Origin of the sequence: Oceaniradius stylonematis, assembly GCF_003149475.2 — a bacterium.
GTDB lineage: Bacteria > Pseudomonadota > Alphaproteobacteria > Rhizobiales > Rhizobiaceae > Roseitalea > Roseitalea stylonematis.
In genome coordinates this window covers 369,403-389,725 of record NZ_QFWV02000007.1, presented here as the reverse complement: position 1 = coordinate 389,725, position 20,323 = coordinate 369,403, and the positions used below count along the sequence as shown (strand labels likewise).

The window sequence follows — 20,323 nt, the reverse complement described above, 5'->3', positions numbered from 1 at the left end:
TCCTCCCGGTCAGCCCGTGGGCTTGGTCTTTCTGAAAAAGGACGCCAGTCCGGGCCCCTGCCGCGTGTTGACGACCATCACGAAAATCAGCAGCGCGCCCCAGATCAGTTCGCGGGCAAAGTTGGAGACCTGGAGCATGTTGAGCCCGCTCGACAGGAACTGCATGGACAGCACCGCCAGGACGACGCCGATCACGCGGCCATAGCCGCCATAGGGGTTCACGCCGCCCAGAACGGCGATGAGCACGGCCAGCAGCAGATAGCTCGAACCATAGTCCGCCTTGGCCGAATTGGCGCGGCTCATGATCACCAGACCGGCCACCGACGAGAACATGCCGGCGGTGACATAGACGCGGATCAGGAGCCTGTTGATGTCGATGGCCGCGAAGAAGGCGGCGAGCGGGTTGGCGCCATACATGGTGGCCTTGAGGCCGAAGCTGGTCCGCGTCAGGACGATGTGCAGCCCAAGCGCCAGAAGCGCAAAGACGATCAGCGGCACCGGAATGCCGACCAGCCGCTCGTTTCCGAGCCATGCGACCACATCGGGAAACCCCATCACCGCGCTGCCGCCCGTCATGGCGACGGCAAAGCCGGTGAAGACCAGGCCAGAGCCGAGTGTCGCCAGGATTGGCGGCAGGCCGAACCAGGCGACAAGGACGCCGTTCATCAGGCCCGCGGCGGCACCGACCGTCAGCGCGGCGGCGATGGCGATCACCAGCCAGACCAGCGACTGCTGGACATCCATGTCGGGGCTCGCGAACTGGGTCAGGATGAGCGCGGCGACAACGGCAGACAGATTGGCGACGCCGACGACGGAGAGGTCGATGCCGCCGGTCATCATTGTGATGGTCATGGCCAGCGCCAGAATGGCAAATTCGGGGAACTGAAAGGCCATCGAGGTCAGGTTCTGGGCCGACAGGAACCGGTCCGGCGACAGGATCGACATCATCGCAAAAACGACGATGGCGATCACCGCGAGGCGGAACTCGGGCGTGGCGGTCATGGAGGTTCGGGCGTTGGAAGCTGACATCGGATTACCTCATGCGGCCCGCGCGGCGGCGCGCTTGGCCTGCCAGGCGGGAAGCCCGGTGCCCAGAAGGATCAGAAGACCGATCGTCACCGACTGCCATGTCGACGGGATGCCGACGACGATCAGGCTGTTCTGGACCAGAACGATCAGCGCGACGCCCAGAAGCGTGCCGGTGATGGTGCCGTAGCCGCCGATCAGCCGCGCGCCGCCGAGAACGACCGCGGCGATGACCGACAGTTCGAGCCCGACCAGCGAGAACGGGTCGGCCATGCGGCCCATCGCGCCATGGATGATGCCGGCAAGGCCGGCCAGCGCGCCGACATAGACATAGACGAAGAACTGCGTCGCGCGGACATTGATGCCGATGCGCCTTGCGCTTTCCACCGACCCGCCGATGGCGAAGATCGAGCGGCCGAGCATCGTCTTGTGCAGGATGAACCAGGTCAGGACGACGACGAAGACCAGCGCGGCGAACGCCCAGGGCAAGGCGTAGAAGTTGCCCGCTTCGGTGGTACCACGGGTGATCATCATGCGCGAGAATTCGCGCATCTCCGGCGGCAAGGCGGAAATGCGCTGCGAGCCGACGAAGGTCAGCAGGAACCCGCGAAACACCGACAGCGTGCCAAGCGTGACGATCAGCGTTGGCAGTCCGAACCCGGCGATGAAGATGCCGTTGATCGCGCCAAGGCACGCGCCGATGCCGATCGAAATGCCGAAGATCAGATACCAGGGCAGGTCCGGCATCAGCGCCAGCGTCAGGACCGTCGTCGCATACATGGCAAAGACCGCAATCGCGGTGAAGCTGACATCGATGCCGCCGGAGACCAGCACCAGCATGGCGGCGACGGCGAGAATGCCGAGCACGATGGATGCGCGCAGAAGGTCGGTCAGCGTCGTCGCCGAAAAGAACAGCGGATCGGACGCGGTGGCGAGGACGCAGAAAAGGACGATGACGATCGCCACCAGCGTCTCGTTGCGGGTCCAGAACCCCTCGGGCAGCAGACCGCTCATGATGCCAACCTGTGCGCCAGTTCGTCTTCGGTGACCGAGTTGCCGGCGATCTCGTCGACCACCCTGCCCGCCTTCATGACGAGGATGCGGTGGCACGTGGCCAGAAGTTCGGGCAAATCGTCGGAAATGACGATGACGCCGATGCCCGAGCGGGCCAAATCTCGAATGATGTCGTGAATGTCGGCCTTCGAGCCGACATCGACGCCGACGCTCGGCCCGTTGAGCACCAGCACGCGCGGCGCCCGCGACAGCCAGCGGGCCAGCGCGACACGCTGCTGGTTGCCGCCCGAAAGCGAGCGCACCGGCGCCTGCGGGTCGGGCGCCTTGACTTTCAGCCGCGTCAGCCAGTCATTGGCCTCGGCCATCAGCGCGCCAAGATCGAGAAAGCCGCGCCTTTCGTGCGCGTCGAGCCGGCCGACGGCGATGTTGCGGGCGATCGACTGGGTCAGGAACAGGCCCTCGGTCAACCGGTCTTCCGGAACATAGCCGATACCGGCGGATGCGGCGGCGATCGGATCGCCGAGCGCGAACGCCTCGCCGTCGAGCCGGATGGCGCCGCTGTCGGGCGCGACAAGGCCGAACAGCGCCTTGGCGAGCGATGTGCGCCCGCTGCCCAGAAGGCCGGAGACGCCCAGCACCTCACCCGCCTTGAGGGCGAAGCTGACATCGTCGAACGCGCCGTCCTTGGAAAGGTGCTCGACTTCCAGAAGCGTTTTCGAGCCTTCGGTGACCGCGCTCGGCGGCGCTTCGGGCACGTCGCGGCCGGTCATGTGGCGCGTCAGGGAAGCGGCATCGAATTCGGTCGCCGGCCCTTCGGCGACTTTCTTGCCGTTGCGCAAAACGAACACTTTCTCGCAGACCTCGAGCACCTCGGCCAGCTTGTGGCTGACGAAGAGGACCGCGACGCCCTCCTCTTTCAGCCGGCGGATGATGGCCAGAAGCGACCGCACCTCGCGCTCGGTCAGCGCGGTGGTCGGCTCGTCCATGATGATCAGGCGCGCCTCGGAGGCCAAAGCCCGGCAGATGGCGACGAGTTGCTTGTGCGCGACGGGCAGGCTTTCCACCCGCGCATCGAGCGCGATATCGACGCCGATGCGCTCGAGCACCGATTGGGCCAGCCTGCGCGCATGGCCGCGGTCGAACAGTCTGCGGTTCTCGCCGAGCTGGGTCGAAAAGGCGATGTTTTCGGCGACCGACATGTTCGGGAAGAGCGAGAAGTCCTGGAAGATCACCATCACGCCGGCAGCAGCGGAAACGCGCGGGTTCAGATTGGTGCGTTTTGTGCCGTTGATCGAGATCGTGCCGGCGGTCGGCTGTTCGACGCCCGACAGGATCTTGATCAGCGTCGACTTGCCCGACCCGTTCTCGCCGGCAAGGCACACCGCCTCACCCGCATTGACGGTGAAGTCGACACCGTCGAGCGCGGTGACGCCGCCGTAGCGTTTTGTCACGCCCCTCATGTCGACCAGGGCGCCGTGGGTTGCCGCTGCCATGCAATGACTTCAAGCAAAATCGGAGATGAAAGAAAAGGAGCGGCGCGGACTGGACGCGCCGCTCCCCCGGGAGGCCGTTCTATCAGAACGGATAGTCGGCCATGTTGTCCTTGTTCACATTGACCCAGGCCTGGCCGTAAATGACCTTGCCTTCGAGCGCGACGCTCTCATAGCCCTCAAGGCCCAGATCCATGCCGTCGGTCACTTCCTCGCCGTTCATCACCATCATGGCGAGCTTGTTCATCGCATAGCCGGCCACGGACGGGTCCCAGAAGCCGATGCCGTCGACCGCGCCGGTTTCCAGATACTGGCCGGCGATGGAGGGCAGCGAAGTGCCGAACACGCAGGTGTCGTCCTCCATGCCGCGTTCCTCGATGGCCAGGCCGATACCGGCCACGTCCGTCGAGGCGGAGCCCTGCATGCCTTTGACATTGGGGAAGGCGCGCAGCACTTCCTGCGCCTTCTGGTAGGCGTTCTGGGCGTCGTCGAAGGTCTCGTTCTTGTCGCCGACCAGCGTCATGTTCGGGTAGTTGGCTTCCTGATGGGCGATCGCGCCATCGACCCACTGATTGTGCGTCTGCGAGGTCAGCGAGCCGACGAAGACGGCATATTCGCCCTCACCGCCCATGCAGGTGGCCAGCTGCTCCATCAGGTTGGCGCCGAAATCCTCGTTCCGGAACGCTTCGATGTCATAGTTGGTGTTCTGCTGGGCAGCCGCCTCATGGGTGATGACGGTGATGCCCTGCTCCATGGCGCGGCCGAGCACGGGCTCGAGCGCCTCGGGCGACATCGGCACGACGGCGAGCGCATCGACGCCCTGCGCAATCATGTCCTCGATCAGCGCCGCCTGCTGCTGCGGATCGGCCTGGGCCGGTCCGACCTGGAACGCGTTGACGCCATTGTCCTCGGCGAACTGGTTGACGCCCTCTTCCATGCGGTTGAACCACTGGATGCCGGCGATCTTGACCACCGTGGCGATCGACGTTTCGTCCGCGGTGGCGGTCGTCGCCGTGAGCGCGGAACCGGCCAGCAATGCCGCCGCCATGAGGGTGATTCTGGTCTTCATCGTTTTCCTCCCTTTGCCGTCCAAACGCGGACGGGTTTCAAGAACCGTGACCGGTGCGGGTGTTCCGCACCGGATCGAACCTTGCCGCATTCGGGCACAGCGCCCTCCTCCGAAGACAGCGCCGGCCGAAACGCCCTGACGGGCGCGACAAGGTCCTCCCAACCCGTGCAGCAAGCGTTCAACCGGTTGGCGCGCCTCGGGAAAATGCGCGCGTGTGCGATTGTGCAACACTTGTGCAACGAGTGCACCTATGTGACTATAAGGGCGCCAAGATCGCGGTCAAGCGCATATTGATGTCCGTGCCTCACGTCCCGACATCATCGCACGCCGCGGCGGGGAGGAGGCAAAGCACATGGTCGCCGGAAGCCGGCATGACGACGACATCGTCCAGGCCGCCTGGCTCTATCATGTCGGCAGACTCAGCCAGCAGGAGGTCAGCGAACGGCTCGGCATCTCCCGCTTCAAGGTGCTGCGCATGCTGGCCGATGCCCGCGAGCAGGGCATGGTGCGCATATCGATCGAACATCGGACGAGCCGGACGCTGGCGCTGGCCGACCGGCTGACCGAACGGTTCGGCCTGCGCGAGGTGCTGGTCGCGCCGGTGCCGGTGGCGCGCGATGACGATGATTATTGCCGCCTTGCGGTCGGCATCATGGCCGCTTCCTACCTGGCGCGCGTCGGAAAGGGCGACGCGCCGCAGACGATCGGGGTCGGCTGGGGACGCACCCTGTCGTCGATGGCCGACAATCTGGTCGGCCTGACAAATCGCGATCTGACTTTCGTGTCGCTGATGGGATCGGTGACCCATGCAACGAGCACCGCGCCAGCCGAGGTGTGCGTGCGGCTCGCCGCGCAGACGGGCGGCCAGGCGCTTTTGATGCCCGCGCCGTTCGTCGCCGACAGCGAACAGGCCTGTCAGATGATCATGGCGCAAAGGCTGGTGCGCGAGGCGCTCGATGCGGCACGCCGGGCAGACCGGATGATCATGAGCGTCGGCGAATGCCGCGACGGCGCGATCCTTTTCGACACAGGGGTTCTGAGCGGCGAACAGATCGCCGAACTGAAAAAATGCGGAGTCGTTGGAGACTGTTGCGGCAATTTCTTCATGCCCGACGGCACGTTGGCGGAGACCGGTCTGAACCGCTGCACGCCGTGCATCGGCGTCGAGGACATGCGCAAGACGGACGTCGCGATCACTGCGGGCGGGCTTTCCAAGGCCGAGGCGACGCTGGCGATCTTGCGGGCCGGGTTCGCCGACCGGCTGTTCGTGGACGAACATCTGGCGGGCAAGCTTTTGGCGATGGGCTGAACGGAGGCATCCATGCGGGGATTTGGGGTTCACACCTCCATGTGGACGATGAGTTGGGACAGGCACGGCTGCGAATTGGCGGTGCAGAAGGCGCGCGATTACGGCATGGACTTTCTGGAGATCGCCCTGCTCGATCCGCCCGCCGTCGATGCGGCGCACAGCCGGCAGGTGCTCGAAGCGGCGGAGATGCGCGCGGTCTGCTCGCTCGGACTGCCCGAAGAATGCTGGGCCTCGCGCCAGCCCGACAAGGCGATCGAGTTCCTGACCGTCGCGCTCGACAAGACCGCCGCCATGGGCTGCGAGGCGCTCAGCGGGGTCGTCTATGGCGGCATCGGCGAACGATCGGGTCAGCCGCCGAGCGAAACCGAACTGGACAATGTGGCCCGCGCGCTGGAAGCGGCGGCGCGGCATGCGAAATCGCTCGGCCTCCTGTTCGGCATCGAGCCGGTCAACCGCTACGAGACCCATCTGATCAACACCGGCTGGCAAGGCGTCGCGATGATCGAGCGGATCGGCGCCGACAACATGTTCGTGCATCTGGACACCTACCACATGCATATCGAGGAAAAGGGCATCGCGCAGGGCGTTCTCGATGCCCGCGAGCATCTGCGCTACATCCATCTGTCGGAATCGGATCGCGGCACGCCCGGCGCCGGCAACATCGCCTGGGACGAGGTGTTTGGGGCGCTGCGCGCGATCGGCTTCGATGGCGGGCTCGCCATGGAGAGCTTCATCAACATGCCGCCGGAGATCGCGCACGGCCTGTCGGTGTGGCGTCCCGTCGCCTCGGGCGAAGCCGAGGTGATGGAGAACGGCCTTCCATTCCTGCGCAACAAGGCGCGCCAGTACGGGCTGATCGGGTAACGCGTACGGGACCTTCAGGCCCCGAACAATTCGTCCGCCATCCCGGCCAACTGCGGATAGACGTTGGGCCCGCCGGCAATCACCTTGGTGCCGTGGTCGAGCGCGGTTTCGGCGTCCAGATCGTTGATCGTGCCGCCCGCCTCCTCGATCATCAAAAGCCCGGCCAGGCAGTCCCATGAATTCATGTGATCCTCGATGAAGCCAAGAAGGCGTCCGGCGGCGACATAGGCAAGGCTCAGCGCGCCCGAGGCGTTGCGGAAGAACATCCCGCCCTCCCCGAGGATATGATCGACCATGGCGACGGCCACCGCCCTGTCGGTGCGGCCGGAGACGCCGGCGCCGACCGATCCGTCGGACAGTCCGAAGGCCTGAGCCACCTGCATCGGCTTGCCATTGACGAAGGCGCCTCCGCCGCGCACGGCATGGAACATCTCGCCCGAAGACGGCTCGTTGATGACGCCGACGACCGGCAGGCCATGTTCGGTGCAGGCGATCGCCACGCACCATTGCGGAATACCGCGCACGAAATTGGCGGTGCCGTCGATCGGATCGATCACCCAGTCGAAGCCGCTCGTGCCATGCTTTCGGCCATGCTCCTCGCCGACAATGCCGTCATCGGGCCAGCGCGCCTCGATCGCGTCGCGCACCAGCGTCTCGGTTTCCTTGTCGGCGTTGGAGACCAGATCCTGGTGCCCCTTGCTTTCGATGGAAAGCGAATCGATGGACCGGAAATGCCCGGCGGCGAAATCGCCCGCCGCACGGGCGACCTCGAGCGCGAAGTCGAGCCGTTGCTGATATGTCATGACCTGCCGTACCGGTTCGGGTTGCTCGCGCGGGAGCCGCGTGCCGCCGGTCTGCCGTACCGCGCCCGGTTTGTCCATGGCCTGGCGACCGTGGGGCCCGGGCGCGGCCGCGTGTCTCCGTTTACGGCAGGATCGGTCGCGGCCGGTCAGCCGGCGAGCTTGGCGGCAATCTCGGCGACGCGCTGTCCCTGGAAGCGGGCGCCTTCGAGTTCCTGGTCGGAGGGCATGCGCGAACCGTCGCCATTGGACGTCGTCGTCATGCCGTAGGGCGAGCCGCCGCGCACCACATCATTGCCCATCTGGTCCTGATAGGCATAGGACAGCGGCACGATGATCATGCCATGATGCTGCAGCGCGGCCTGCGTCGTCAGGATCGCCAGTTCGGCGCCGCCATGCTGCGTGGCGGTCGACGACATGACCGAGGCCACCTTGTTGATCAGCTTGCCCTCCATCCACAGCGGCCCGGTCTGGTCGAGGAAGTTCTTCAGCTGCGCGGCCATCATGCCGTAGCGCGTCGAGACGCCGAATATGATCGCGTCGTAATCGGCGAGCTCCAGCGGCTCGGCGACCGGCGCGTCCTGGTCGAGCTTGTAGTGCGCGGCCTTTGCGACCTCCTCGGGCACGAGTTCGGGCACGCGCTTGACGGCGACATCGGCGCCGGCGGCCTTCGCGCCTTCGGCCGCCGCCTGCGCCATGGCCTCCATGTGTCCCCAGCTCGAATAGTACAGCACCAGAACCTTGGTCATCGGATGGTCTCCATCGGGTTGCATTTGCGGCGCACACAAGCCCAAGACCCGCGCCCGCGAAAGCCGCCAATCGCGCGACACAGCGTTCACCATCACGGCGCGATTGATGGCGGGGACCGCGCGCTGTAGAACGCCAATGGAAAGCCGGACCTGCTACGATGAGCGACACAATCGTCACCGCCGCCATGATCGTCATCGGCGACGAGATCCTTTCGGGGCGCACGCGCGAGGCCAACGCGCACCATCTGGCGCGGGTTCTGACCGGCGTCGGCATCGATCTGCGCGAAATCCGCGTGGTCGGCGACGACAAGGCTGCGATCATCGAGGCGGTGAACGTGCTGCGCGCGCGATACACCTATGTGTTCACCTCGGGCGGCATCGGGCCGACCCATGACGACATCACCGCCGATGCGGTCGGCGCCGCGTTCGGCTTGCCGGTCGAGCCCGATCCGGCCGCCTTGGCGATGCTGACCGATCATTACGCCAGGCGCGGACAGGAGTTCACGGCGGCGCGCCGGCGCATGGCGCGGGTGCCCGAGGGGGCTGTCCTGATCGACAATCCGGTCACCACGGCGCCGGGCTTTCTGATCGGCAACGTGCATGTGCTGGCGGGCGTGCCGGCAATCTTCCAGGCCATGCTCGACAACGTGCTGCCGAGCCTGCGCACGGGCCGCAAGCTCCTTTCGGACAGCATCGAGTGCCCGTTCGGCGAAGGGGTGATCGGCGCGCCGCTCGGCGCGATCCAGGCCGAGCATCCCGATGCGATCATCGGCTCCTATCCGCGCTATGAGGACGGACGGCACTGGGCCGAGATCGTGGTGCGCGCCGCCGACCCCTCCGTGCTGGATACCGCGCTTGCCGATGTTCGCGGCATGCTGGACGCGCTGGCACGGGGCGAATAGGGCGCGGCCCGCAACCGGCGCTTGCCATTGCGGCTGTGCGCGGCTATCGCACCCCATCTTTTTTGCCGCCCACCAAACCACCCGCACGGAGCGCGCCATGGCCCTGCCCGACAAATCCTTTCCCGTTTCCTGGGACCAGTTCCATCGCGACGCGCGCGCGCTTGCCTGGCGCGTCGCGTCGGTGAGCAAGGAATGGAAGGCGATCGTCACCATCACGCGCGGCGGGCTCGTGCCCGCGGCCATCGTCAGCCGCGAACTGGAAATCCGGGTGATCGAGACGGTCTGTGTCGCCTCCTATCACGATTATGACACGCAGGGTCAGATCAATGTGCTCAAGAAAATCAGCGCGGACCTGCTCACGGACGAAGGCCAAGGCGTGCTGATCATCGACGACCTGACCGACACGGGCAAAACCGCCGAACTGGTGCGCTCGATGATTCCCAAGGCGCATTTCGCCACCGTCTATGCCAAGCCCAAGGGCATGCCCCAGGTCGATACATTCATCACCGAAGTGAGCCAGGACACCTGGATATTCTTCCCCTGGGACATGGGCTTCACCTATCAGGAACCGATCGCCGGCGCAGGCAAGGGCTGACAGCACCCGCATGGATGCTCCCGCGCCCAAGCCCGTCCTGACGGCCGCGGCCAGACGCCGGGCGCTTGCGGTGATCCTGATGACCGTCGTCATCAACATGATCGGCGTCGGGCTGGCCTGGCCGATCCTGCCCAAGCTCATCCAGACAATGGGGTCCGGCACGGTTTCCGATGCCGCCGCCGCCTATGCGATCATCGGCACCATCTACGCGCTGGCGCAGTTCCTGTTCTCGCCGCTGATCGGCATGATCTCCGACAAATTCGGCCGGCGCCCGGTCATGCTGGTGACGCTCGCCGGGCTGACGGTCGACTACATCTTCGCCGCCCTCGCCCCGACGCTTGTCTGGCTTGCCTTCGCCCGGCTGGTCGGCGGCATTTTCGGCGCGACGGTGACGACGGCCAATGCCTATGTCACCGACATTTCGGCCCCCGAGGAACGCGCCCGCATCTTCGGACTGATCGGCGCGGCGTTCGGCGCCGGCTTCATTCTGGGCCCGCTGCTCGGCGGCATTCTGGGCGAAATCGACATCCGCCTGCCCTTCTACGCGGCGGCGTGCCTGGGCGCGCTGAACCTGGTGTTCGCCTTCTTCTTCCTGCCCGAATCGCTCGATGAAGACCGCCGGCGCACGCGGCCGGACTGGCGCGAGGCCAATCCGCTCGGCTCCCTGCGCAAGATCGCCCGCTTTCCCGCGCTGATGCCGCTCCTGATCGCGCTTTTGATCACCGCCACCGCGCAGCGCGGGCTCGAGGGCACATGGGTGCTCTACACCGAGTTCCGCTTTGGATGGGGCCTGCGCGAAGCGGCATGGTCGCTGGCCTTTGTCGGCGTGATGTATGTCATCGTACAGGGGTTTCTGGTCGGGCCGGTCGTGCGCCGGATCGGAGACTGGCCGACGGTGATCACGGGCTTTGCGGTGTCCTGCCTTTCCCTGGCGCTCTACGGCATCGCCACCACGGGCTGGATGGTCTATCCGCTGATCGCGCTCTATGTGATCGGCAACGGGTTGGGCGCGCCGGCGCTGACGGCGATCTGCTCGAAAAGCGTCGATGGCGACCGGCAGGGCCAGCTTCAGGGCACGCTGCAGGCGATCAACGCGATGGCGATCGTCATCGGGCCATTGTTCGCCTCTCTGGTGCTGGCGCACGTCTCGTCGGTCGATCCGATCGTCAATGTGCCGGGACTGTGGTTCATTGGCGGTGCGATCGTGTTCGCGCTGGCGGTTGTGCTCGCCGTTCGCGCGCGCCCGCGCTGACTTTTGCGTCCTTATCCAGGCTTTTCACAGTTGAATCGGTACGGGGGCAGGCACATCTGGCAAAATAGGCGATATCATCGAGGCGAATCGCGAACCGGGACGCTGCGCCCGAAAGGACATCATGGCCGAAAACGGCACGCTCTCACGGATATTGAACCAGCTCAGGCGGGCCATCGGCGCCGCGCCTGAGCCCGATCCCGTGCGCGCCGAACAGGTCGCGGCGCTTGTCTGGCGCAAGGCCGGCAAGAAGAAGGCCGAGGTGCTGCTGATCACCAGCCGCGGCACCGGTCGCTGGATCCTGCCCAAGGGATGGATCGAAACCGGCGAATCGATGGGCGAGGCCGCCGCGCGTGAAGCCTGGGAAGAAGCCGGCATCGAGGGCAACGTGACCGGCGAGCCGGTCGGCACCTACGATTACGACAAGCTCGAGGATGACGGTCAGGCGATCGCCTGCCGGACCCATGTGTTCGCGCTGGCGGTCACCCGTCAGGCCAAGGACTGGCCCGAACGGGACGAGCGCGAGCGCAAATGGGTGCCCGCCGCGGACGCCGCCGGCATGGTCGAAGAAGCCGAGCTGAAGGTGCTTCTGGACGCATTTGCCACCGGCTGGAAGAAAATGGCGGCCTGACCGGCGGCCCATTCGGCGTCTGCCGGGACGGCGGAGAATCGCGGCAAACCCGACTCCGAACCGGTTAACAAAGTCTGACTTGTCCCCGATATTCAGCGCGCACGACCGCTATATGTTGTGTTTTCGCTTTTGCCTGAATCTAGCCCTTGACCATCGGATACGAGTCGCCTTTTATGACGTTCGTGCGACATTGGGAGCACGTCCGGCGGGCCAGAACCGCTTGGGTTTTTCAGCGTTCATGTTGGCGTTTCAGGCGCGGCAGTGACGGCCATCCGTCGCACCCGCGCGGGGGTTTTCGTGTGCGCCGGACAGATCGGTGCGGGATTCGGTCGAGGGGAAAAAATGGCTGTTAACACAATATTTAGCGTTTGCGGCCCAACTAACCACAAGATAAGGTAGCCGTCGCGACGCAGGCGGCGCCACGCGCGGGCAGGACGTCGAACATTTCTTCTGGTTGACATGGCCTTTGGCCCGACGGTGAAAACCCAAGGGAAACAGGGCCGATACGGCCGCCGGAGCCGATCCGGCGGGCGGGAGCATTTTGTGATCATGCGGGCCGCGTGACGGCCTGTGGAAAAGACACTATATATAGAGGGCACGAGGGACGACATGCACATTGAGCGGCACTACACCAAGGACGGTCAGTCACCCTATGCGGACATCGCCTTCCGCAAGGCGACGAGCGAGATCAGGAACCCGGACGGTTCGGTGGTCTTCCGGCTCGAAAACATCGACGTGCCCGACCAGTTTTCGCAGGTGGCCGCCGATATCCTGGCGCAGAAATATTTCCGCAAGGCCGGCGTGCCCGCGCGCCTGAAAAAGGTCGAGGAGAACTCCGTTCCCTCCTTCCTGTGGCGCTCGGTCGCCGATGAGGCGGCGCTGGCGGACCTGCCCGAGGACGAGCGCTACGGCCCGGAAACCGACGCCCGCCAGGTGTTCACGCGGCTCGCCGGCACATGGACCTATTGGGGCTGGAAGGGCGGCTATTTCGACACGGAAGTCGATGCCCGCGCCTTCATGGACGAATTGTGCTACATGCTGGCCACCCAGCGCGTGGCGCCCAACTCGCCGCAATGGTTCAACACCGGCCTGCACTGGGCCTATGGCATCGACGGCCCCGGCCAAGGGCACCATTATGTCGACCCGTTCACCGGCAAGCTGACCAAGTCGAAGTCGGCCTACGAGCATCCGCAGCCCCATGCCTGCTTCATCCAGTCGGTCGGCGACGATCTGGTCAACGAAGGCGGGATCATGGACCTTTGGGTGCGCGAGGCGCGCCTGTTCAAATATGGGTCGGGCACCGGCACCAATTTCAGCCACCTGCGCGGCGAAGGCGAGAAGCTGTCGGGCGGCGGCAAGTCGTCGGGCCTGATGAGCTTTTTGAAGATCGGCGACCGGGCCGCGGGCGCCATCAAGTCGGGCGGCACGACGCGCCGCGCGGCCAAAATGGTGGTCGTCGACATCGACCATCCGGACATCGAAAAATATATCGACTGGAAGGTGAGCGAGGAGCAGAAGGTCGCCGCGCTCGTCACCGGCTCGAAGACCGTCGCCAGGCATATGGGCGCGATCATGAAGGCCTGCGTCAATTGCGAGGCCGACAATGACAGCGACTGCTTCGATCCCAACAAGAACCCGGCGCTGAAGCGCGAAGTCAAAGCCGCCAAGAAGGCGCTGGTGCCGGAAAACTACATTCAGCGCGTCATCCAGTTCGCGCGGCAGGGCTATACGGACCTCGAATTCAAGACCTACGACACCGATTGGGATTCGGACGCCTATCTGACCGTCTCGGGCCAGAACTCCAACAATTCGGTCTCGCTGTCGGACGAGTTCCTGCGCACGGTCGAAAGCGATGGCGACTGGAACCTGATCAACCGCATCGACGGCAAGGTCGCCGAGACGGTCAAGGCGCGCGATCTGTGGGAGAAGATCGGCTATGCCGCATGGGCGTCGGCCGATCCGGGCCTGCACTACAACACGACCATGAACGACTGGCACACCTGCCCGGCGGGCGGGCGCATTCGCGGCTCCAACCCGTGCTCGGAATACATGTTCCTGGACGACACGGCCTGCAATCTGGCCTCGCTCAACCTGATGCAGTTCGCCGACCGCGACACCAAGAAGATCGACGTTGCCGCCTATGAGCACACGGTGCGGCTGTGGACGGTCGTTCTGGAAATTTCCGTCATGATGGCGCAGTTCCCGTCCAGGCAGATCGCCGAACTGTCCTACAAGTACCGGACGCTGGGTCTCGGCTATGCCAACATTGGCGGCCTCCTGATGAGCTCGGGCATTCCGTATGATTCCGACGAGGGCCGGGCCATTGCCGGCGCGCTGACCGCGATCATGACCGGCGTTTCCTATGCGACCTCGGCGGAAATGGCGGGCGAACTCGGCCCCTTCCCCGGCTACAAGCCGAACGCCAAGAACATGCTGCGCGTGATGCGCAACCATCGCCGCGCCGCCTATGGCGAAACCCAGGGCTATGAGGATCTGGCCGTCAATCCGGTGGCGCTGAAGGCGGCCGACTGCCCCGATGCCACGCTGATCGACCGCGCCCGCGCCGCCTGGGACCGGGCGATCGCGCTGGGCGAAAAGAACGGCTACCGCAACGCGCAGGCGACCGTCATCGCGCCGACCGGCACGATCGGTCTCGTCATGGATTGCGACACGACCGGCATCGAGCCGGACTTCGCGCTCGTCAAGTTCAAGAAGCTGGCCGGCGGCGGCTATTTCAAGATCATCAACCGCGCCGTGCCCGCCGCGCTGCGCACGCTTGGCTATTCGGAAGCCGAGATCGCCGAGATCGAGGCCTATGCGGTGGGCCATGGCAATCTGAACCAGGCGCCGGCGGTCAACCCCTCATCGCTGAAAGCCAAAGGCTTCACCGACGAGAAGATCGAAGCGGTGAACGGTGCGCTGGCCTCGGCCTTCGACATCAAGTTCGCCTTCAACAAGTTCACGCTGGGCGAGGATTTCTGCCGCGACGCACTGGGCCTGACCGACGAGCAGCTCGACGATTTCAGTTTCGAGCTGCTGCCGGCGCTGGGCTTTTCCAAGGCCGACATCGAGGCCGCCAACATCCACATTTGCGGCGCGATGACGCTGGAGGGTGCGCCGCACCTCAAAGACGAGCACCTGCCCGTTTTCGACTGCGCCAACCCGTGCGGCAAGATCGGCAAGCGCTACCTGTCGGTCGACAGCCACATCCGCATGATGGCCGCCGCCCAGCCCTTCATCTCGGGCGCGATCTCCAAGACGATCAACATGCCCAATGCGGCGACCGTCGAGGACTGCAAGAACGCCTACATGCTGTCCTGGAAGCTGGCTTTGAAAGCCAACGCGCTCTATCGCGACGGCTCGAAGCTGTCGCAACCGCTCAATTCGGCGATCATCGAGGACGATGAGGACGAGGACGATGCGGTCGATGCGCTGGTCGAGGCGCCCGCCGCCGCCCGCGCGGTGCAGGTCACCGAGAAGATCGTCGAAAAGGTGATCGAGCGGGTGCGCGAGCAGGAAAAGCTGCCCACGCGCCGCAAGGGCTACACCCAGAAGGCCAAGATCGGCGGCCACACCGTGTTCCTGCGCACCGGCGAATATGACGATGGCAGGCTGGGCGAAATCTTCCTGGACATGAACAAGGAAGGCTCGACGCTGCGCGCGCTGATCAACAATTTCGCCATCTCCGTGTCGCTCGGGCTCCAGTATGGCGTGCCGCTCGAGGAATATGTCGACGCCTTCGTCTTCACCAAGTTCGAGCCCGCCGGCATGGTGCAGGGGAACGATGCGATCAAGAACGCCACCTCGATCCTCGACTATGTGTTCCGCGAACTGGCGATCTCCTATCTGGGCCGGCACGATCTGGCCCATGTCGACCAGTCGGAATTCTCCTCCACCCCGCTCGGCAAGGGCATCGAGGGCGGCACCACCCAGCCCGTCTCCACCGGCTGGACGCGCGGCCACAAGCTGTCGGTCGTCTCGGGCAATGCGCCCAAGAACGCGCCGGCCGGCGCCGGCACGAGCAATGTGACGGCGATCTCAAGCGGTGCGGCGCTCGCCACGGCCCAAAAGCCGGTGCTCGAACAGCAGCAGGAGGTCTCGGCCTTCCACCGCGACTATGCCGAGCGCGCCGAGACCTTCAAGGCGGAGACCGAGGCCGAGGCTTCCACCGACGCCCAGGCCGACCGCCAGGCAGCCGCGCAGGCCGCCGCCGCCGCGGCCACCGGCCTGTCGCCGGACACCGCCAAAAAGCCCGATGCGGACGATGCCAGGCAGATCGCCGCCGAACGGCGCATGAAGGCGGTGATGCAGGGCTATACCGGCGACATGTGCGGCGAATGCTCCAACTTCACCATGGTGCGCAACGGCACCTGCCTGAAGTGCGACACGTGCGGGGCGACCAGCGGGTGTAGTTGACATCAAATCAAAGTGGTACTTTGATTTGGATAGCCCCGCCATAACAGGCGGGGCTTGTCGCGATGGATTAAGATGCCCAAGAAGTGCTTTGTTATTCAACCATTTGACGGCGGCCGCTACGATAAGCGTTACGACGACGTATTTAGGCCGGCCATCGAAGATGCCGGGTTTGATGCATACAGGGTCGATCAAGATCCAGCGGTCGAAGTTCCAATTGAAGAGATTGAGCAACAAATCCAAGATGCCGAAATCTGTCTGGCCGAGATCACAGAAAACAATGCAAACGTCTGGTACGAGCTTGGCTTTGCCGTAGCGGCGGGCAAATCGGTAGTCATGATATGCTCGAACGATAGAGAGAGATTTCCTTTTGATGTCCAGCATCGGAAGATCACAAGGTATTCATGCGAGTCTCCCAGCGACTTCAAGAAACTCCGGGAAACCATCACTGAACGCTTAAAACACGTCTCTCAAAGAAACGAGGTCACTAAAAAACTCAAAATCGAATCCACCACGAAGCCTCGAGCAGGACTGGCCGATCATGAGATCGCTGCTCTGATTACAATCGGAAGCGAAGTGAACGGAACGAGCGATGGCTTGTCCGTTTACCGCATTAAGGAATTGATGGAAAAGGCAGGCTTCACGGGACTTGCCGGAAACTTGGCGGTTCAGAAGCTCATTTCACTTGGCTTCATTAAAATAGATACTGAACAGGGGTGGAATAGCCACGAGGAGTTCGAAGTATGCGTCCCAACACTAACCGGCTGGGACTGGATACACGAAAACCTCGACGCTATTGAGCTTCGCAAAGGGCCTAAGGGTAATCTCGATGACGAGATACCATTCTGAAGATGAGGCGGCCAGATTCCATATACGCCATCGTTATCGAAAACGCGGGCCACAACTTCTCCAGCTTCGTCCCCGACCTGCCCGGTTGCGTGGCGACCGGTGCAACAGCGGATGAGGCCAAGGCCGAAATCGCCGCCGCTATTCGCTTTCACANGAAGACGGACTGCCCGTTCCCAAACCGCATACAATCATCACCGAGGTCGAGGTTTAGCCGCCAAGGCCATCGCCTCGTCCGTCATCCTCGGCCGCCGAGCCGAGGATCCATTCCGCGATGTGGACGGCGAGGCGCGATGGCCGAACCGGCCTATGTAATTCCAACTGCGTCACGTCCGCCACGGCCTCTGGAATGGATTCCGGGGACAAGCCCCGGAATGACGGGGGAGAGGTGGCTTCCACCCGGGCCGGCCTGATCGAAGACGGACTTCCCGTTCCCAAACCGCAGACGATCGTCACCGAGGTCGACNCGCCAAGGCCATCCCCTCCTCCGTCATCCTCGGCCTCCGAGCCGAGGATCCATTCCAATGAGCGGGTGGCGGGTGCCCGGAGACCACGAACGAGCGGGTTCTGCGGCGCCGGTGGGCTCCATTACCGGAACAGAAGGGAACCTTGGGGCAAGCCCAAGGATGATGGCTGGGTTTGTCGTGCCCGCCTGGTGCAAAGCCTCAGGAATGGATTCCGGGGACAAGCCCCGGAATGACGGCGGTGAGTGCGCTTCCACCCCAGCGGGCTGACCGAAGACCGCATGCCCTTTCCCGCACCGCAATCGATCATCCCCGAGGCCAACGTTTAGGCACCCCGCCTCCCCCTTGAGGGGAGGCACGAGAAGCGACCTTCGGACTTGATCCGAAGGGAAGCTGATCGGGTGGGGGTAACAATCAAGCGATACGTCTTACCAATGCCCCCACCCGGCTCTGTCGCGCTTTGCACGCCATTCGCCTCGGGCTCGCGCCACGCGTCGCTCCCCGTCCTTCGAACCCCGCTCAAGGGGGAGGTTGGGCGCAAAGGCCGCCGTCTCCGTCAATCTCCGCCATCAGCGGAAGATGATGGCGCGGGGAGGCAAGCTGCCCCCCACCCTTCATCCCTCCCCCGCAAGCGTGGGAGGGAGGACACCAGCAATGTGCGTCGCACCGGGCTTTGAGCCTGGCTCAAGGCATATGGCGTGTGCCGGGGCGTCGAGGTCCTCCCTCCCACATTCATGGGGGAGGGATGAAGGGTGGGGGGCAAGATGAAAAATGGAGATGTGACCGCGCAGAAGATCACACAGATCCCGACCCGCCCCGAAAAACTTATCCAACCGCCCTCAACCTCCCCTATCCTTGCCGCCATTGCCTTTGCGGAACAGGCCCGGTGTACCCGCCGGGTTGCGAAGGCGGCGACGGCCTGTCGGGTAGCGGAAGCGGTTCCGCCGCTGGGTGCTGAACCCCCACGGCAGGGCGGAATGAAGGTGCGGAACGTGTCGCATGCGCGGTTCCGGCGATGACCCGCCGGCGCCAGAGCGGATGCGGCCGACCGGAGATGGCCGAGACTCGGTGCGGCGGTCATGCCGCGCGGCAGATGAAGGTGCCACAACATCTCCGGACAGCAGCCCCGAAAGAGCCATCTTCCGGGCCGGCGCTGCGCATGACGATCACCGCAAGCCCGTCGAACGGGCGGTCCGGCGACCGCATTTGTTCTTGTGCACGATGGCGATCACCGGATCGCCCGTTGTTCGCGTTTCTATAGCTCACGGCAGTTCTCCTGCCGGAGAACGCCTCCGCATGGGCCTCGCAAAGGCTCGGACGGCCAGTCGGCCTTGCGGTCTTCGCCCGAAAAGCCTGGCGCAAGGTCTTGCGCGGGCTGACGCCCACGTGCGCCCTGCGCTGGGGGCCGATGCGCACGTAGAGCGCAGCGGGGCGGCCCCTCCAACGAAAAAGCCCCGCGCCGGAGCGCGGGGCCGATCGTTCGGTCAGGTAGCGGCCCGTCCCCCGGGCCGGCACTTACCAGTTGACGGCGAAGCGCCCGCCGATCGCATAGGACCAGTCGCTGCCGACCGTGTAGGCGAAGGTGTCGCCCGGGCCGCCCGCACCGACCGCCGCTTCGGCGGCAACCGCGCCGCCGGCCAGATGGCTGATCGCGCCGCCGAGCGACAGCGAGGCCCGTTCGCCCTTGATCTGGACGCCGGTCGCCAGCGTCCACGTATCGGTGAACACGTCCTCGGTGGTCGACACGCCCTGATCCCAGGTCAGGCTGACCGAACCGGACAGCCAGTCGTTGAACTCGCGGCCGACGCCGCCGGTGACGGTCCAGCCGTCCTTCCAGAAGAATTCGAGGTTGCGCACGCCGGGAAGCGGGCCGCCCGTGACGGTGTAGTTGAGCCGCTGCAGCACGCTCCAGTCGGTCCATTTGACCGAGCCGAAGACCAGCGTGCCGGGCGCAACGCCCGTCTGGGCGCGCAGTTCGAGCGATTGGGGCAGCGTGCCGGCGGCACGGGTGACGCCGGATCCGCCGGCCAGCGCGTCGGCTGCGGTGACGAAGGTACCGGCCGGGGTGTGATTCACCTGGCTGCGGTAAAGAAGCTGGACGCGCGCGGCGATTTCGGGAACCTCATAGGCAAGGCCGATGCGATAGCCCGGATTGTATCCGCCATTGAAGGACAGCGCGCCCTGCGTGCCGTTGAGCGTGCCGCCGACGGCGCCGGCGACGAGCGCGGGCTGGCCAGCGGCCAGAAGTCCGGCGGTGATCACGGCGCCCTGGAACTGGACGGTCTCGACGAAGTTGAAGTTCTCGATGAACACGCCGCCGATCAGCGACAGGCGGCCGGAGCCCATTTCGCCGAACGAGCCGACATTGTCGAACATGGCCGCACAGGTCAGACCGAATTCGTCGGTGGTGAACTGCCGGCTGACAAGGCCGCTGCCATCGGCAAGGCCAGCGGCGATGGCCTGCGGGCCGTAGGACGAGCTGCCGCCATAGGGCTGGGTGTAGGTGCCGGCGCAGCGTGCATAGTCGGTCAGGTTCAGCTTCACCGCGCCGGTCGGCACGACATAGCTGTTGGTGTAGTTGCCGTCGGCCGCGGCGACACCATTGATCGTCGAATAGCCGCGCTGCGGCGAGACGATCGTCGCGCCGGCGCGCATGTTGAAATTGCCCTCTTCAAAGAGGATGTCCGTGTCGGCCGTGCCGCGCGAAAAGCCGCCGGCCTGGGCCGATGCGACCATGAGCGCCGTGCCCGCAACACCGGCAAGAAAAACCTTGACTGCCCCAACCATGGGATCCCTCCAACTTATGTGTTTTGCCCGTTCTGACCGAAACGCGCCGGACAGATCAAGCACAATTGCGGAGCGGGCGGCCGCGGCCGGTCTGCGCGGAAGTCCAAGCCGGCCG

Annotated in this window: 16 protein-coding genes; 9 read left to right on the top strand and 7 right to left on the bottom strand. The window is 64.7% G+C overall.

Features of this window, described 5'->3' with window-relative positions:
- Positions 1-9: 9 nt before the first annotated feature.
- The 4 genes from DEM25_RS12900 to DEM25_RS12885 all read right to left on the bottom strand — a co-directional run bounded on the left by DEM25_RS12900 (position 10) and on the right by DEM25_RS12885 (position 4,599).
- On the bottom strand, positions 10-1,029 hold the full coding sequence (locus DEM25_RS12900) for an ABC transporter permease (RefSeq protein WP_245412902.1): 1,020 nt from the start codon (positions 1,027-1,029) through the stop codon (positions 10-12).
- 9 nt (positions 1,030-1,038) lie between these two features.
- Entirely contained in the window at positions 1,039-2,040 is a 1,002-nt protein-coding gene (locus DEM25_RS12895; RefSeq protein ID WP_109769238.1) for an ABC transporter permease, read from the bottom strand.
- The gene (locus DEM25_RS12890) at positions 2,037-3,533 is read right to left on the bottom strand and encodes a sugar ABC transporter ATP-binding protein (RefSeq protein ID WP_109769237.1); all 1,497 of its coding nucleotides are present in this window, start codon (positions 3,531-3,533) and stop codon (positions 2,037-2,039) included. The genes DEM25_RS12895 and DEM25_RS12890 overlap by 4 nt, the downstream gene beginning before the upstream one ends.
- A gap of 82 nt (positions 3,534-3,615) precedes the next feature.
- Complete coding sequence (locus DEM25_RS12885; protein WP_109769236.1) at positions 3,616-4,599, bottom strand: autoinducer 2 ABC transporter substrate-binding protein; 984 nt, start codon at positions 4,597-4,599, stop codon at positions 3,616-3,618.
- Between the two features lie 352 nt (positions 4,600-4,951).
- Here DEM25_RS12885 and DEM25_RS12880 point away from each other — a divergent pair, with 352 nt between their 5' ends.
- Positions 4,952-5,908 carry a sugar-binding transcriptional regulator gene (locus DEM25_RS12880; RefSeq protein ID WP_109769235.1) on the top strand — a complete coding sequence of 319 codons (957 nt, stop codon included), beginning with the start codon at positions 4,952-4,954 and terminating at the stop codon, positions 5,906-5,908.
- A 12-nt stretch (positions 5,909-5,920) separates the two neighbouring features.
- Positions 5,921-6,772 (top strand): sugar phosphate isomerase/epimerase family protein, encoded by an 852-nt coding sequence (locus tag DEM25_RS12875; protein ID WP_109769234.1) that lies wholly within the window; start codon positions 5,921-5,923, stop codon positions 6,770-6,772.
- A 14-nt stretch (positions 6,773-6,786) separates the two neighbouring features.
- Here DEM25_RS12875 and DEM25_RS12870 read toward each other — a convergent pair whose 3' ends face one another.
- Together DEM25_RS12870 and wrbA are read right to left on the bottom strand one after the other, a co-directional pair.
- Complete coding sequence (locus DEM25_RS12870) at positions 6,787-7,653, bottom strand: inositol monophosphatase family protein (protein ID WP_342633480.1); 867 nt, start codon at positions 7,651-7,653, stop codon at positions 6,787-6,789.
- A 68-nt stretch (positions 7,654-7,721) separates the two neighbouring features.
- Entirely contained in the window at positions 7,722-8,321 is a 600-nt protein-coding gene (gene wrbA, locus DEM25_RS12865) for an NAD(P)H:quinone oxidoreductase type IV (RefSeq protein ID WP_109769249.1), read from the bottom strand.
- 158 nt (positions 8,322-8,479) lie between these two features.
- Here wrbA and DEM25_RS12860 point away from each other — a divergent pair, with 158 nt between their 5' ends.
- The 7 genes from DEM25_RS12860 (at position 8,480) to DEM25_RS18385 (ending at position 17,370) form a co-directional block, all read left to right on the top strand.
- Positions 8,480-9,223 (top strand): competence/damage-inducible protein A, encoded by a 744-nt coding sequence (locus tag DEM25_RS12860; protein ID WP_109769233.1) that lies wholly within the window; start codon positions 8,480-8,482, stop codon positions 9,221-9,223.
- A gap of 97 nt (positions 9,224-9,320) precedes the next feature.
- Positions 9,321-9,818, top strand: a complete 498-nt coding sequence (gene gpt / locus DEM25_RS12855) for a xanthine phosphoribosyltransferase (protein WP_109769248.1) — start codon at positions 9,321-9,323, stop codon at positions 9,816-9,818.
- A 10-nt stretch (positions 9,819-9,828) separates the two neighbouring features.
- On the top strand, positions 9,829-11,070 hold the full coding sequence (locus DEM25_RS12850; RefSeq protein WP_109769232.1) for a TCR/Tet family MFS transporter: 1,242 nt from the start codon (positions 9,829-9,831) through the stop codon (positions 11,068-11,070).
- A 121-nt stretch (positions 11,071-11,191) separates the two neighbouring features.
- Complete coding sequence (locus DEM25_RS12845; RefSeq protein WP_109769231.1) at positions 11,192-11,698, top strand: NUDIX hydrolase; 507 nt, start codon at positions 11,192-11,194, stop codon at positions 11,696-11,698.
- Positions 11,699-12,307: 609 nt separating this feature from the next.
- Positions 12,308-16,114, top strand: coding sequence for a vitamin B12-dependent ribonucleotide reductase (locus DEM25_RS12840; RefSeq protein ID WP_120222739.1), 3,807 nt, complete (start codon positions 12,308-12,310; stop codon positions 16,112-16,114).
- A gap of 72 nt (positions 16,115-16,186) precedes the next feature.
- Complete coding sequence (locus DEM25_RS12835) at positions 16,187-16,960, top strand: hypothetical protein (protein WP_109766124.1); 774 nt, start codon at positions 16,187-16,189, stop codon at positions 16,958-16,960.
- A 2-nt stretch (positions 16,961-16,962) separates the two neighbouring features.
- Positions 16,963-17,370 carry a type II toxin-antitoxin system HicB family antitoxin gene (locus tag DEM25_RS18385; RefSeq protein ID WP_120222737.1) on the top strand — a complete coding sequence of 136 codons (408 nt, stop codon included), beginning with the start codon at positions 16,963-16,965 and terminating at the stop codon, positions 17,368-17,370.
- A 1,566-nt stretch (positions 17,371-18,936) separates the two neighbouring features.
- On the opposite strand, the gene DEM25_RS12825 is transcribed toward DEM25_RS18385, so the two are convergent.
- The gene (locus DEM25_RS12825; RefSeq protein WP_147393320.1) at positions 18,937-20,208 is read right to left on the bottom strand and encodes an outer membrane protein transport protein; all 1,272 of its coding nucleotides are present in this window, start codon (positions 20,206-20,208) and stop codon (positions 18,937-18,939) included.
- Between the last annotated feature and the right edge of the window lie 115 nt (positions 20,209-20,323).